Annotated in this window: 10 protein-coding genes; 6 read left to right on the top strand and 4 right to left on the bottom strand. The window is 77.2% G+C overall.

The features are described 5' to 3' along the window. Positions 1 to 8: 8 nt before the first annotated feature. The 4 genes from JOF54_RS05715 to JOF54_RS05700 form a co-directional block, all read right to left on the bottom strand. Positions 9 to 854, bottom strand: a complete 846-nt coding sequence (locus JOF54_RS05715; RefSeq protein WP_210053795.1) for a DNA-3-methyladenine glycosylase family protein — start codon at positions 852 to 854, stop codon at positions 9 to 11. A gap of 38 nt (positions 855 to 892) precedes the next feature. Then, the gene (gene pepN / locus JOF54_RS05710; RefSeq protein WP_210053794.1) at positions 893 to 3,463 is read right to left on the bottom strand and encodes an aminopeptidase N; all 2,571 of its coding nucleotides are present in this window, start codon (positions 3,461 to 3,463) and stop codon (positions 893 to 895) included. A gap of 161 nt (positions 3,464 to 3,624) precedes the next feature. Continuing rightward, a complete protein-coding gene (locus JOF54_RS20745; protein ID WP_210053792.1) occupies positions 3,625 to 4,431 on the bottom strand; it encodes an extensin family protein in 807 nt (268 codons plus the stop codon). Between the two features lie 38 nt (positions 4,432 to 4,469). Continuing rightward, complete coding sequence (locus JOF54_RS05700) at positions 4,470 to 5,687, bottom strand: GDSL-type esterase/lipase family protein (RefSeq protein ID WP_210053790.1); 1,218 nt, start codon at positions 5,685 to 5,687, stop codon at positions 4,470 to 4,472. 85 nt (positions 5,688 to 5,772) lie between these two features. On the opposite strand from JOF54_RS05700, the gene JOF54_RS05695 reads away from it, so the two are divergent. From JOF54_RS05695 to JOF54_RS05670, 6 genes are all read left to right on the top strand, one after another. After that, on the top strand, positions 5,773 to 6,228 hold the full coding sequence (locus tag JOF54_RS05695) for a ribose-5-phosphate isomerase (RefSeq protein ID WP_210053789.1): 456 nt from the start codon (positions 5,773 to 5,775) through the stop codon (positions 6,226 to 6,228). A gap of 414 nt (positions 6,229 to 6,642) precedes the next feature. Then, complete coding sequence (locus JOF54_RS21795; RefSeq protein WP_210053787.1) at positions 6,643 to 8,208, top strand: hypothetical protein; 1,566 nt, start codon at positions 6,643 to 6,645, stop codon at positions 8,206 to 8,208. A gap of 209 nt (positions 8,209 to 8,417) precedes the next feature. After that, entirely contained in the window at positions 8,418 to 11,690 is a 3,273-nt protein-coding gene (lysX, locus tag JOF54_RS05685; protein WP_344017865.1) for a bifunctional lysylphosphatidylglycerol synthetase/lysine--tRNA ligase LysX, read from the top strand. After that, positions 11,687 to 12,463 carry a DUF998 domain-containing protein gene (locus tag JOF54_RS05680; RefSeq protein ID WP_210053783.1) on the top strand — a complete coding sequence of 259 codons (777 nt, stop codon included), beginning with the start codon at positions 11,687 to 11,689 and terminating at the stop codon, positions 12,461 to 12,463. The genes lysX and JOF54_RS05680 overlap by 4 nt, the downstream gene beginning before the upstream one ends. Then, a complete protein-coding gene (locus JOF54_RS05675) occupies positions 12,460 to 13,308 on the top strand; it encodes an alpha/beta fold hydrolase (protein ID WP_210053781.1) in 849 nt (282 codons plus the stop codon). The genes JOF54_RS05680 and JOF54_RS05675 overlap by 4 nt, the downstream gene beginning before the upstream one ends. Then, positions 13,305 to 14,120: a DUF4261 domain-containing protein gene (locus JOF54_RS05670; protein WP_210053779.1), complete on the top strand. Its 816-nt coding sequence runs from the start codon at positions 13,305 to 13,307 to the stop codon at positions 14,118 to 14,120. The genes JOF54_RS05675 and JOF54_RS05670 overlap by 4 nt, the downstream gene beginning before the upstream one ends. The last annotated feature ends 46 nt before the right edge of the window (positions 14,121 to 14,166 follow it).

The following is a 14,166-nucleotide window of genomic DNA, read 5'->3' as shown; positions in this document are numbered from 1 at the left end:
CGGCAGCCTCAGGTCGGCGAGCGCTGCAGGAACGCGTGCCACAGGTGGAGCGTGGCGTAGGAGCGGTAGGGCGACCAGGACGCCGGGTCGGCGGCGCCGAGGGCGGCGAGCTCCCGGCCGATGATCAGGTCGGAGACCAGCAGCACGTCGGGGACGTGCCAGACCCGCATCAGCACGTAGTCGGCTGTCCAGGGCCCGATCCCGGGGCAGGCCAGCAGGGCGGCGCGGGCCTCGACGGGGTCCAGCGCCGGGTCCAGCACCAGCCGGCCGTCGAGCAGCCGCTCCGCCACCCCGACCAGCGCGCGCCCCCGGGCCCGCGGCATCGGCAGCGTCGTCGGGTCCACCGCGGCGAACTGCGCGGGCGTCGGCCACAGCCGCTCCAGGCCGGGACCACCGCCAGCCGCGGGGGAGCCCAGCCGTGCGCTCAGCGCGGCCCCGTGGGTGCGCGCGGCCGCGAGGGAGATCTGCTGGCCGATGAGCGTCCGGACGAGCATCTCGGCGGGGTCCAGCACGCCCGGCACCCGCAGCCCGGGGGTGGCGGCCACCAGCCCGGCCAGCGCCGGGTCGCGCGCCAGGTGGGCGTCGACGACGGCCGGCTCGGCTGCCGCGTCGACGAGGTGCTCGACGCGCCGGACCGCCTCGCCGTGGTCGCGCGGGTCGGCGTCGACCGCCAGCGCGAGCACGCCGTCCGCCCACCGCAGGTCCAGCGTCGCCGGCCCGTGCGCCAGGCCCAGCGTCCGGGCGTAGCGGACCGACCCGTCGTCAGCCGTCGCCCCGATCTCCACCCCGGCTACCGCGTGCCGGAGCAGGAAGTCCAGCAGCGCGGCCCCGGCGAACGGCCCCGGGACGGCCACCTCCCGCGCGAGGTGCCGGCCCGGCTCGGCCGCCGTGCTCAGGCGGACCCGACGCGCTGGCAGGCCAGGGCGCGGACCGCCTCGTCGCGCCGCTCGAGGATGATCCGGCGCACCGACGGGGCGATCTCGGCGTCCGCGAGCCAGGCGTCCAGCTGCTCGAGGAAGGGCTGCAGGTCACCCGGCCAGGGGAAGAGGTTGCGCAGCGCGCTCTTGCGCAGCGCGACGCCCTTGGTGGCCCAGACCCCGCGGCTCGCCGAGATGTCCTCCGCCAGCTGCAGGTAGCGCTCCACGTAGGGCTGCAGCAGCGCGTCCTGCTGGCGCTGCCAGAAGCCGAGGCAGATGGCGCTCTGCTGGGCGTTGGGGATGGTGTCCTCGTCCACCGCGAGCCGCCACGCCTCGGCCTTGGCCTCGGCGGTCGGGCGGGCGGCGCGGGCACCGGCGGCCCGCTCCTGGCCGGTGACAGAGCCGTCGGCCCGCTCCTCGGCGGCGATCAGCGCCTCGTCGGCGCGGCCGAGGCCGGCCAGCCGGGCGACGACGGCCCAGCGGAGGTCCTGGTCGAGCTCGAGCCCGGCCGGCACGTCGCGGCCGTCCAGCCAGCCCTCGACCTCGGCCGCGCAGTCCTCGTCACGGGCCGCGCCGACGAAGGCGCGGGCCAGGGCCAGCTGGTGGTCCGAGCCGGCGGCGGCCTCGTGCAGCAGCCGGCGCAGGCCCTGCTGCCAGGTGGTCGCCGTCGCGGCGCGGGTGGCGGGCGGGGTGTAGCTGCCGGCCGTCACCGCGGCCTGGCCGAGCAGGTTGCCGACCACCGTCAGGTCCGTCTCGCGGGTCAGCCCGCGGAGCACGAGGTCCAGGTAGGCGTCGGCGGGCAGCGTCGCGTCGCGGGTCGCGTCCCAGAGCGCCTGCCAGCCGACGGCGCGCGAGAGCGGGTCGGGCAGCCCCGGCAGGGCGGCGAGCGCCGTCCGCGTCGAGTGCGGGTCGAGGCGGACCTTGCTGTAGGTCAGGTCCTCGTCGTTGGTGAGCAGCAGGTCGGGGAGCGGGCGCCCGACCAGGGCCGGCACGGGGGTGAGCTCGCCGCTGACCTCCACCTCGACGCGGTCGGTGCGGGTGAGGGCGTCGCCCTCGCGGGCGTAGAGCCCGACGGCGATGCGGTGGTCGCGCAGCGTCGGCCAGGACGCGTGCGCGGTCTGCCGGACCGCGGCGGAGGTGATCCGGCCGTCCTCGGTGCCCAGCTCGAGGGCGAGCAGGTTGACGCCGGGCTGCTCCAGCCACTGCGCCGACCAGGCGCCGAGGTCGCGGCCCGAGGCCTCCTCCAGCGCGCGCAGCAGGTCGTCGAGGGAGGTGTTGCCGAAGGCGTGCTCGGCGAAGTAGGTGCGCAGGCCCTCGAGGAAGGTCTCGCGGCCCACGTAGCCGACCAGCTGGACGAGCACCGAGCCGCCCTTGGCGTAGGTGATCTGGTCGAAGTTCGACTCCACGGCCTCGAGGTCGGGGATGTCGGCGGCCACCGGGTGCGTGGAGGGGAGCTGGTCGCCGCGGTAGGCGTTGGTCTTGAAGCCGTGCAGGAAGCGGGCCCAGACGGCCGTCTTGTCCTCGGCCAGCTCGCTGACGGCGAAGTTGGACGCCCAGGTCGCGAAGGACTCCTTGAGCCACAGGTCGTCCCACCAGCGCATGGTCACGAGGTCGCCGAACCACATGTGCGACAGCTCGTGCAGGATCGTGTCCTGGCGCCGGGAACGGGAGGCGGCGGTCACCCGGCTGCGGAAGATGTACTCGTCGCGGAAGGTGACGCAGCCGACGTTCTCCATGGCTCCGGCGTTGTACTCCGGCACGAAGACCTGGTCGTACTTGCCGAAGGGGTAGGGGAAGCCGAACTGGGTCTCGAAGACGTCGAACCCGTCGGTGGTGACGGCGAAGATCTCGTCGGCGTCGAGGTGCTCGAGCAGTGAGGCGCGGCAGTAGATCGCCATCGGCAGCTCGCCGGCCAGCGCCTCGTAGCTGGACGTGACGCTGACGTAGTCCCCGGCCACCAGCGCGGTCAGGTAGGTGGAGATCGGCTCGGTCTCGCTGAACCGGTGCCGGACGAAGCCCTCACCGGCGGGCTCGCGCTCCAGCGCGTGGCCGTTGGAGACCACCTGCCAGCCCTGCGGCGCGACGACGGCGATGGTGAAGCGGGCCTTGAGGTCGGGCTGCTCGAAGCAGCCGTAGACGCGGCGCGCGTCGGAGGACTCGAACTGCGTGTAGAGGTAGGTGCGGCCGTCGACCGGGTCGACGAAGCGGTGCAGGCCCTGCCCGCTGCGGCTGTAGCGGCAGACGGCGACGACGGTGAGCTCGTGCTCGCCCGGGGTCACCTCCAGCGGCAGCCGGGAGGCGGCGAAGGACGCCGGGTCCAGCGCGACGCCGTCGAGGCTGGCGCTGGTCACCGAGGACGCGATGAGGTCGAGGTGCGTCGAGCCCGTCCCGAGCCCGGTGAAGGAGAGGGTGGTGCGGGAGACGAACTCGCGCTCCGGGTCGGGCAGGCCGGCGCCGGACAGGTCCACCTCGACCGCGTAGCGGGAGGTGCGCAGCAGGGCTGCGCGGGCCTGCGCCTCGGCGCGCGTCAGGTTGTCGGGAAACATGCGGGCGATCTTGTCACGCGCTCCTGACACCGCTGTCGGGAGCGGGGCGCCGCTGGTCACCCGCTCGCGGGTCGCCGGTGCGGAACCGCTGAGCGGTGGGCCGTCGGAGGACGCGCGGCGCGCGACCCGTCAGCGGTTCCCGGGGTACCGCGGGTCCGGCGTCAGTCCCGGCCGCGCGCGGCGGCGGCGGACATCAGGCCGGTCCAGCTGCCCGGCGCCTGCAGGTCGTCGTCGAGGCCGAGCCCGTCCAGCACCGTGCCGGCCGCGCGGCGGGTCGCGGCGTCCCACGAGCCGGTCAGCTCGACGGGCTGCCCCCACAGGTAGCGGCAGACGGCCTGGACGACGTCGACCTGGACACCCGAGCGCGGGCTGAAGGTGGGGTCGCCGTCGCCGGAGCGGCCGTTGTCGACGTGCACGTGGTTGGCGTGCTGGGCGTCGTAGAGGTAGGTGAGCACGTAGGAGAACCGGGCGTGCAGGCCGGCGGCGAGGGCCCAGTAGCGCTGCCTGGCCTCGTCCAGCCGGGCCCCGTCGAGGGAGCGCCAGCGGTCGTGGCGGCAGGACACCTCGGTGCCGTCGGCCAGCCGGACGCGGGCCAGGTCGAAGGCCCGGCCGGCGTGGTGCCAGGAGTCGCAGGCGGTGCCGCCGTCGGTCCAGCTGCCGTAGGTGCTGAGCTGCTCCGGCGGCGACGGCAGCACCGCGGCCAGCCCCTCGGCCCAGGTCCCCAGCCGGGCGTGGAAGGCGGCGTCGAAGCGGAAGGCGCTGCGCCGCCCGTCCGGCTCGTAGACCAGCGGCAGCCCGCCGACCGTGCGGTGGGAGCCCAGCGCGGAGCGCGGCACGCAGGTGGCGCTCTCCCCGCGCTCGGCGACCCCGCCGCCGAGGTCGGGCACCGCGCCGCAGCCCGCCAGGCCGGTGACCGCCAGCCCCGCGCCGAGGCCGAGCACGCGGCGACGGGTCAGCGGGTCGGGCACACGGCCAGGGTAGGGAGCACCCCAAGCCCGTCGTCGGCTCAGAGGCCGAGGAAGTCCTGCACCCGCGCGGCGAGGTCGGCGGCGCCCGCGTCGGTGGGGTGCAGCAGGTCGGCGTAGCGGGGCGGCTGCAGCGCCGACGCCTCGGCGAAGGTGTCGCCCCAGATCCGGCTGAGGTCGCAGAAGCCGATCCCGAGGTCGTCGGCGACGGCCGTCCAGCGGGTCGTGTAGTCCGCGTAGGTCGGCGTGCCGGGCCGGTACAGCGTCGGGCTGGAGACCGGCGGGAAGCACAGCGCGACGTCGCCGCCGGTGGCCTGCTGCCGGGTGACGAGGCGGCGCAGGTCGGCCTCGACGGCGTCCAGCGGCCGGCCCGCGTTGTAGTCGTTGGCGCCCAGCTCCACCAGCAGCAGGTCCTCGGCCAGGGTGTCGAGGAAGGGCAGCCCGAAGAAGCTCTCGCGCGCCGGGTCGTCGGGGCCGAGGAAGGTCTCCAGCGACTCCCCGGCCACGGCCAGCTCGTCGACGACGTAGGGGCCCGCGCCCGTCCCGGTGCCGACGGCGACCAGGTGCACCGGGCCGCCGCTAGCCCAGACCCGCACCGTGTGCCGGCCGGGGGAGCCGAGGTCGACCTCGCTGACGAGGTGGCCCGCCACCGGTCCGCCGCGCGGGGCGACGTCCGGTTCCGGGCCGCCGGTGAGGACGTTGCGCAGCGCGACCGGGGCGCCGCCGTCGACCGACACCAGCTGCTGGCTGCGGCCGCCCGGCTGGGCCAGCACCAGGGTGGTGGCGGTCCGGCCCTCGGCCGTCAGCTCGACGTGGGCGCGGGAGCCGTCCGGGCCGCCGTCGGGCAGGCCGGCGCAGGTCCGCCGGAACAGCCCCGCCGCGATCTTGGTCACCGGGCCGTGGACGACCAGCCGGGGGTCCCAGCCCCGGTTCTGCGCCGTCACCGGCCAGGCCTGCTGGTTGAGCAGCAGCCAGCCGGTACCGCCGTCGCCGTAGGTGCGGGCGAGGCTCTGCCGCAGCAGGCCCACGAGGCTGTGCAGCGGCTTCGGCGAGGAGCTGCCGGAGCCGAACGCGACCGAGTCGCCGAGGACGCCGATCCGGCGCGGCCCGGCCGGCGTCGCGGTCCGCAGCCGCTGCTGCCACGGCGCCGGTGCGGGCGGCTCGTCGCCGGTGCAGCCGCCGACGGCGAGACCGGCGGCCAGGGCGCCGCCCCAGCCGAGGAGCCGGCGCCGGTCCAGGCGCAGCGGGGGAGCGGGCACGGCGTCCACCCTAGGCACCGGGAGCCGTCCGGGGGCGCGGCGCAGCGCCGGTGGGGGCGTCGGCGGCGTCTGCCAGACTGCTGCCATGCGCGTACACATCGGCACCGACCACGCCGGCTTCGACCTCAAGAACTACCTGGTCAGCGCCCTCGTCGCGGACGGGCACGACGTGGTCGACCACGGGCCGGAGGCCTACGACGCCGAGGACGACTACCCCGTCTACTGCATCCCGGCGGCCGAGGCGGCCGTCGCCGAGCCCGGCTCGCTGGGCGTCGTCATCGGCGGCTCGGGCAACGGCGAGCAGATCGCCGCGAACAAGGTCGTCGGCGCCCGCGCCGCCCTGGCCTACGACCGCGACACCGCCACCCTGGCCCGTCAGCACAACGACGCGAACGTCGTCGCCGTCGGCGCGCGCATGCACACCGAGGAGGAGGCGCTGGAGCTGGTCCGGCTGTTCCTCGACACCCCGTTCAGCGGGGAGGAGCGGCACGCGCGGCGGATCGCCCTGCTCGCCGACTACGAGCGCGACCGGACGGCCTGAGCCGACCGTGCACGCACGACCGGGCCGGTCCCCGGGCGCACCGCCGGACCGGCCCCTAGGCGGACGTGCGGCTGGGTCGCCGGCCGTCGACCCGGGCCATCAGGTCGGCCAGCACCTCCACCGCCAGCTCCTCGTCGTCGGGGCCGGGACGCGACACGTCCCGAGCCCGCATCGCACGGTCGAGGGTGACCAGCCCGGAGACACCGTCCCGCCCGAAGTCGCGCGGCCATCCGTCGCGCCACTCGGACGGGTGCCCCCCGGGAGCTCCCCCGCCGTGCGTTCCCGAGGGCCTGGCCCCCGGTGCCCACGCACCACTCATGCGGTCCACGCTAGGCGCGCCCTCCGGGGCGGCCGGGAATCGAGACCAACTCGTTACCCGATGTGTCGCGCGCTCCGCGGGCGGGCGGCGCGGCCGTGAGCGGGCTCACGTTCCCCTGCGGCGCCGCGGAGGTCGGCGTCGCCCCGGACGGCACCGTGACCGCCGTCCTGCCGGGCGCCGGGCCCGAGCGGCTGGTCAGCGGCGGGCTGCTCGTGCACGCCGCCGACGGCACGCCCCTGGTGGCCGGACCGCCCGAGGTGCGGGCCGACGAGGACGAGCTCGAGCTCGCCTGGTTCTCTGGGTCGCTCGGCCTCGTCGTCCGGCACACCTTCGTCGCCGGCTGGGGGCTGCGGGTGGCGCTCAGCGCCCCCGGCGACCACGCCGTCGTCCTCGACGACCCGCTGCTGACCTGGCGGGTGCCGCCCGCGCGCCCGGCCTGGGCCCTCGCCGCCGGGGCCGCCGGGGCCTACGCCGTGCTGCCCGCCGACGGCACCGGTCCGCTGCTGGGCGGCGTGCTGCGCAGCGGCGCCCTGCCCGCCGTCGACGCCGACGGTCTGCACCTCGGCCCGGTGCGGCTGGAGCCGGGCGGGCGCTACGTCGTGCAGTGGCAGTGGGACCTGCACCCCGGTCCGCGCAGCCTCGGCCGCGGCCGGCACCCCGAGGTGCCCCGCCGGCTCGACCTCGTCGTCGACGAGGTGGTGGTCGCCGACGCGGGGGAGGACGAGGCGCTGGTGCTGGCCGGCGGGCTCGAGGCCGAGCACAGCCGGGGCCAGGTCGAGCTGAGCGCCGCCAGCCCCGGCCGCTACCCCGTCGAGCTGCGGTCGGCGCGGGGCACCACCGCCTACGAGCTGCGGGTGGGCCCGACCCTCGACGTCCTGCTCGCCGAGCGGGCGCTGGCCGCGCTGGACCAGCCGCGCACCTCCGCCGGCGTCGTCCGGCTGCCCGACGTCGACGCCGCCCTCGTCGTGCAGCGGGCGCTGGCCGCCGCCGTGCTGCCCGACATCGAGACGGCCGAGGAGGCGCTGGACCTGCGGACGGCGCGGCTGCCCGAGGACGACGCGCTGGACCCGCGCACCGTCGGCTACCTGTGCGGCGAGCACACCCGGACCCGCGACGCCGGCCTGCTGGACCGGGCGGAGCGGGCGGTGCTGGCCGCCCGTGCGCCCGAGCCCGGGCTGGGCCTCGCCGCCACCCAGCTGTGCCTGGCGCTGCTGCTGGCCGGCCGTCCGGTGGCCCCCGTCCTGGAGCACCTGGCCGGGCTGGCCGCCGCGGCCGACCGGCCTCCGGTGGCCGCCCCGCTGGCCGACCAGGCGGCGCTGCTGGAGCTGGAGGTCGTCACCGCCCGCGGCGGGCCGGACGGCGGCGGCGCCGGGTCCACGACGGTCCGGGACCGGGTGGCGGCGCTGGGCGGCTGGCTGGGCGCGGGGCTGACCGGGCGCGCGGTGCGGCCGGTGCCGGTGGACCAGCTGGCGCACCTCTGCGCCGTCCTGGCCCTGCTGCCCGAGCCGGCCGCGGCCGCGCACCGGACCCGCTGGGGCTGCACCGCGCAGGTGCTGGCCACGACCGGCCGCGCCCAGGTGCTGGAGCGGGTGGCCTGGGACGGCGGGCCCGCCGCTGGTCCCGCGCTCTCGTGGCTGCTGCTCGCCGCCCGCGCCGACTGACGCCCCGCCCCGCGAGCCCCCCGCGCACCGCGCCACCCGCACCGTCCGCCCGCCGCTCGGTGCGGGGCCGGCGCGGAGCGCTCTGCCACAGTGGCGGGGTGAGCAGCACGGCGGTGGTCCCCCCGGTCGCGACGTCCGGGACGGCCCCGCCGCCGGGGCGTCCGGGGCGGGCGCTCCGCCCCGGCAGGCGCTGGACCCGCTTCCCCTCGGTGGTCGCGCGGCTGCTGGTCCTCGGGGCGGTGGTGCTGGGCCTGCAGGCGCTGGCCCCCGGCGTCGGCTGGACCGACCTGCTCGTCGACGTCTACTCCACGCTCGTGCTGCCCGTCGACGGCGCCACCGTCGGCTTCGCCGTCTTCCTGCTGATCCTGGCCGGCGGGCTGGCGCGGCGGAAGCAGGCCGCGTGGGTGGTCGCGCTGGTGCTCTGCGGGCTGGCGCTGCTGGGGGACGTGGTGGGCGTCGTCGGCCTGGTCCGGGCCTCGGCGCAGGCGGGGGAGGGCACGGCCCTCCCGCTGCTGGCCCGGTTCGCGGTGAACCTCGCCGTGCTCGGTTGGCTCACCGCGTGCCTGGTCCTGCACCGGCGCGAGTTCGACGCCCGGCGCCCGCCCGGCCGGGTCCGCTCGGCGCTGCTCACCCTCGCCGTCGGGCTGGTGGCCACCTTCGGCGTCGCGCTGCTGCTCGTCACCGTGGTGCCGAGCGCGCTGGTCGCGCCGCGGGGGCGGTCCGCCTGGGTGCTGCGCCAGCTGGGCACCCTGGCCCTCGACAGCGGCGGCTCGCTGACCGGGCCGGTCCTGGTCGCGCCGCCCAGCTGGGTCAGCACCGTGATCGGGGTGCTGGCCGGGCTCAGCCTGCTGGCCGCACTCGTCGTCCTCATGCGCAGCCAGCGCCGGGCGTCGCTGATGACCGACGCCGAGGAGCCGCGCGTCCGCGCCCTGGTCGCCCGGTCGGGGGAGGACTCGCTGGCCTACTTCGCCACCCGGCGGGACCGGGCGGTCGTCTTCGCCCCCGACGGCCGGGCGGCCGTCACCTACCGCGTCGACCTGGGCGTCTGCCTGGCCGCCGGCGACCCGCTGGGCCCGCGCGAGCAGTGGCCGGCCGCCATCGACGCCTGGCGCTCGCTCTGCGCGACCTACGGCTGGACGCCGGCCGTCATCGGCGCCGGCGAGCCGGGGGCCACCGCCTACGCGCGCGCCGGCCTGCGGGTCCTGCGGCTGGGCGACGAGGCGGTGCTGCAGCCGCGTGACTTCCACCTCGACGACAAGGAGATGCGCCCCGTCCGGCAGGCCGTCCAGCGGCTGGAGCGGGCGGGCTACCGCACCCGCGTCCGCCGGCAGCGCGAGGTGCCGGCCGAGGAGCTGGCCGCGCTCGTCGGCCTGGTCGAGGCATGGCGCGACGCCGAGACCGAGCGCGGCTTCTCGATGGCGCTGGGCCGGCTGGGCGACCCCGCCGACGGCGACTGCCTGGTGGTCGAGGCGCTGTTCCCCGACGCCCTGGTGGACGAGCGGGGGGCCGTCGCCGGCCTGCTCTCCTTCGTGCCCTGGGGGACCGACGGCTTCTCCCTCGACCTCATGCGCCGGCACCCGCAGGCGGACAACGGGGTCACCGAGCTGATGGTCTGCGCCGTGCTGGCCGCGGGCCGGGAGCTGGCGCTGCGGCGGGTGTCGCTGAACTTCGCGGTCTTCCGCTCGGCCTTCGAGGAGGGCGCGCGGATCGGCGCCGGGCCGGTGCTGCGGCTGTGGCGGCGGCTGCTGCTGGTGGCGTCGCGCTGGTGGCAGATCGAGTCGCTGTACCGCTCCAACGTCAAGTACCGCCCGCTCTGGCAACCCCGCTTCCTCTGCTACGCCGAGACCCGCGACATCGCGCTGGTCGGTGCGGCGTCGGGCGTGGCCGAGGGCTTCATCGACCTGCCGGGGTTCCTCCGCTCGCGCTCCCGGCCCGCCGCGGTCGGCGCCGGCCCGGCCAGGTCGGCGCCCGCCGAGCCACCCGCGGACCCGGCGGCCGACCCCTCCGACGCCGGCGACGCCCGCCGGCTGCCGGAGCAGGTGCGGCAGCGGATGGCGGTCCGCGACGACCTGCTGGCCCGCGGGGTCGACCCCTACCCGCCCGCCTTCCGGCCCGCCCGGAGCCTGGCCGAGCTCCGGCTGGGCATGACGACCTCCGTGGCCGGCCGCGTGCTGGCCGTCCGCGACCTCGGCGGCGTGGTGTTCCTGCTGGTGCAGGACTGGAGCGGCCGCGCGCAGCTGATGATCACCCGTGAGGCGGCCGGTCCGGAGGCGCTCGCCGAGCTGCGCCGGACCGTCGGCCGCGGGGACCACGTGGGCGCCGAGGGGACCGTCGTCCTGTCCCGCAGCGGCGAGCAGTCTCTGCAGGTCACCGCCTGGCTGCTCACCTCCAAGGCGCTGCGGCCGCCGCCCGACCTCCGCACCGGTGTGCCCGACCCGGAGACCCGGGTGCGGCAGCGCTACCTCGACCTCACGGTCAGCCCCGCGGCGCGCGGCCGGCTGGTCGCCCGCTCGGGAGCGGTCCGGGCGGTCCGCGACACCCTGCACGCGCTCGGGTACCTCGAGGTCGAGACGCCGGTGCTGCAGACCGTGCACGGCGGCGCGAACGCCCGGCCCTTCCGCACGCACATCAACGCCTACGACCTCGAGCTCTACCTGAGGATCGCGCCCGAGCTCTACCTCAAGCGGCTGATGGTGGGCGGGGTCGACCGGCTGTTCGAGATCGGCCGGAACTTCCGCAACGAGGGCGCGGACGCCACCCACAACCCCGAGTTCACGATGCTCGAGGCCTACCAGGCCTACGGCGACTACACGACGATGCGGGCGGTCGCCCAGCAGCTCGTCACCGAGGCGGCGCGCGCGGTGACCGGGCACCCCGTCGTCGAGGGCACCGACGCCGCGGGCCGGCACCACGTCGTCGACCTGCTGGAACCCTGGCCCGTGGTCACGGTGCACGACGCCGTCGCCGCGGCCGCGGGGACCGAGGTCACCCCGGACACCCCGCGCGCGGACCTGGTGGCGCTGGCGGAGCGGCTGCACCTCGACCTCGACGCGCGCGCGGGCCGTGGTGCGGTGCTCACCGAGCTCTACGAGCACCTGGTGGAGCGGACGACCGGCCGGCCCACCTTCTACACCGACTTCCCGGCCGAGGTGTCCCCGCTGACCCGCCCGCACCGGCGCGACGACCGGCTGGCCGAGCGCTGGGACCTCGTGGCCTTCGGCGCCGAGATCGGCACCGCGTACTCCGAGCTGGTCGACCCCGTCCTGCAGCGCCGCCGGCTCACCGAGCAGTCGCTGCAGGCGGCGGGCGGCGACCCGGAGGCGATGGAGCTGGACGAGGACTTCCTCGTCGCCCTCGAGCACGCCATGCCGCCCACCGGGGGCCTGGGGATGGGCCTGGACCGGCTCGTCATGCTGCTCACCGGCACCTCGATCCGGGAGACCATCACCTTCCCGCTGGTCCGGCCGCGGGGCCGGGGGTGAGCGCCGCAGGCTCCCGGGGCTCCCTCCGGACCGCGCCGGGCCGTCCGGTCGCCGCCGTCGCCGGGCTCGTCACCGTGCTCACCTACAACACCTGGGCGGCCTGGCGCCCGCTCAACGGCCACGCAACCCTCCTCGACGGCTACCTCTCCGAGCTGGGCGCCCTCGACCAGCCGCACGACCTGTTCTTCCGCGGTGGCGACCTGCTGAGCGGCCTCCTCGTGGTGGTCGTCGGCCTGCACGCGCGGAGCCGCTGGCGCGCGCGCCGCGCCGGCACGACGAGCCGGTGGGAGGCGCTGGCCTGGGCCGGGCTGCTGCTGTTCGCCGTCGCCACCGTGCTCGACGCCTTCTGCGCCCTCGACTGCTCGCCCACCCTCGAGACCGCCTGCCGGGTCGCCGAGGAGCAGGGCCGGGTCTCCTGGCGGCACGCCGCGCACACCTGGACCAGCGTCGGCGCCCAGGTGGGGATCACGACGTCGCTCGTGGCCGGGTGGCTGGGTCTGGTGCGTCGTCCCGGCGCCCGGCACGAGCCCCCGACCCGACGACGGGTCGCGCTGGGCCTGGCCGTCGTCGAGGTCGTGGCCCTGCTCGTGCTCGTCGTGATGGACGGGCTCGGCGTCCCCGGGCTGGGCTACCCGCAGGCCGTGACGGTCGTGGCGGCGTCGCTGTGGTGCGCGGTCGTCGGGCTCGGCGGCCTGGACGCGCCGCCGTCGTCGGACCGGCGCGAGGCGACCCGAGAGCCTGCCGACGCCCTCGCCGGGCGGGTGCCGCGGTGAGCGACGTCGACGGGGTCCGCCGGCTCGCCGGGCTAGACGTCCGGGTCCGGGTGCAGGGGAGCGGCCCACCGGTGCTGCTGCTCGGCGGCTGCGGGGTGCCGGCCGAGCTGTGGGCGCCGGTGGTCGAGCGGCTGCCGGGCGCCACCGTCGTCCGGCTCGAGCGCGCGGGGGGCGGCGGCACCCGCTGGCCCGGCCGGCTGCCCGACCTGGCGGGCGAGGTCGCGGTGCTCGCCGCCCTGCTGGCCGAGCTCGACGGGCCGGCCGTGGTCGCCGCCCACTCGATGGCCGGGCCGCACGCCGAGGCGCTGACCCGGCTGCACCCCGACCTCGTCGCCCGGCTGGTGCTGGTGGACAGCAGCGTGGCCCGGGACCGCCCGCGGCCGCACCCCGCCGCCGTCGGCGCCGGCTGGCTGGCCCTGGCCCGGCTGGCCCGACGGCTGCTCCGGCTCGCCCCGGCCCGCCGGTTGGCGGCCGAGGTCGGCTGGCTCGGCAGCGCCCGGCAGACCCGCGTCCGGGCGGCGGCGGTGCGCGACGCCGTCCGCCGGGCCTGGTCCGACCCGGAGGCCGTGGCGGCCGTCGTCGCCGAGCAGTCGGTCGAGGCCGACCAGCTGGCCGCGCTCGACGCCGTCCGCGCCCGGGCGCCCTGGCCCGGCACCCCCGCCGTCGTGCTGACCGCGGCCGGTGACGGCGGGGCCGGCTGGGTGGCTGACCAGCGCCGGCTGGCGGGGCTGCTGTCGGCGTCGGTGGTTGTGGTGGAGGATGCTCGGCACCTGATGATGCTGGACTGCCCCGACGTGCTCACCGCTGCGGTGGGCCGCGAGCCCTGGAGGGACGAGCGACCATGACGAACCCGCCGAGCACCGGCGCCGGGGCCCCCACCGGACCCGGCCTGGTGGCCGAGCTCTGGTACCCCGAGGCGCCCGACCTCGCCGACCCCGGCCTGCTGGAGGCGCTGCGCGCCGTCCGCCCCGGGGCCGAGGTGCAGGACGGCTCGCTGAGCGTCCCGCACCCCCTCGACGACCCGGACCTGCCGCCGCTGGTCACCGTCGTGGTGCCTGGCTCCCCGCTGGGCGAGGACGGCAAGACCCTGCCCGACGTCAGCCAGACCTGGGACTGGGCGGGCGCGGAGGCCGCGCTCGCGCCGTGCCGGGCCTCGGTGCTGGTGACCGAGGTGCTGGCCGCCGGCCGCAGCGCCGCCGAGCGGGTGACGTCGCTGGGCGAGGTCGTCGCGGTGCTGGTCGCCCGCACGTCGCCGCGCGCCCTGCACTGGGCCCGCAGCCAGCGCGTCTCCGACCCGGCGACCTTCGGCGCCGGCGACGTCGACGGCGTGATCAACGTGCGGATGTTCAGCGACGCCCACGACGAGGGCGCGCTGGCGATGGACTCCCTCGGCCTGCACGTCTTCGACCTGCCCGACGTCCAGTGCCACTTCCGCGACCGGGAGCCGGGCGAGATCGCCGAGCTGCTGTTCGCCACCGCGATCTACCTGTTCGACACCGGCGACGTCATCGAGGACGGCAACACGATCTCCGGCACCGACGGCGAGGGCCGCTACGTCTGCCGGCGGGAGGCCTCCCTGCTGGACCCCGCGCGCCTGGTGCTCGACGTCGACCTCGGCGAGCCGTGGGCGGCCGGCCGGCGCGACCGCACGTCCTGAGGTGCGGCGGACCGACGTGACCTCCGCGCGGCGGGCGGTTGTGTGA

The organism is Microlunatus capsulatus (assembly GCF_017876495.1).
Classification (GTDB): Bacteria; Actinomycetota; Actinomycetes; order Propionibacteriales; family Propionibacteriaceae; genus Microlunatus; species Microlunatus capsulatus.
Note: the sequence above shows the minus strand (reverse complement) of the source record. Positions and strands in the feature narration are given on the sequence as shown.

What these genes read in the sequence shown, in the direction of transcription:
- pepN (WP_210053794.1), bottom strand. Translation starts at nt 3,463, where the DNA reads ATGTTTCCCGACAACCTGACGCGCGCCGAGGCGCAGGCCCGCGCAGCC.
- JOF54_RS05695 (WP_210053789.1), top strand. Translation starts at nt 5,773, where the DNA reads ATGCGCGTACACATCGGCACCGACCACGCCGGCTTCGACCTCAAGAAC.
- JOF54_RS05670 (WP_210053779.1), top strand. Translation starts at nt 13,305, where the DNA reads ATGACGAACCCGCCGAGCACCGGCGCCGGGGCCCCCACCGGACCCGGC.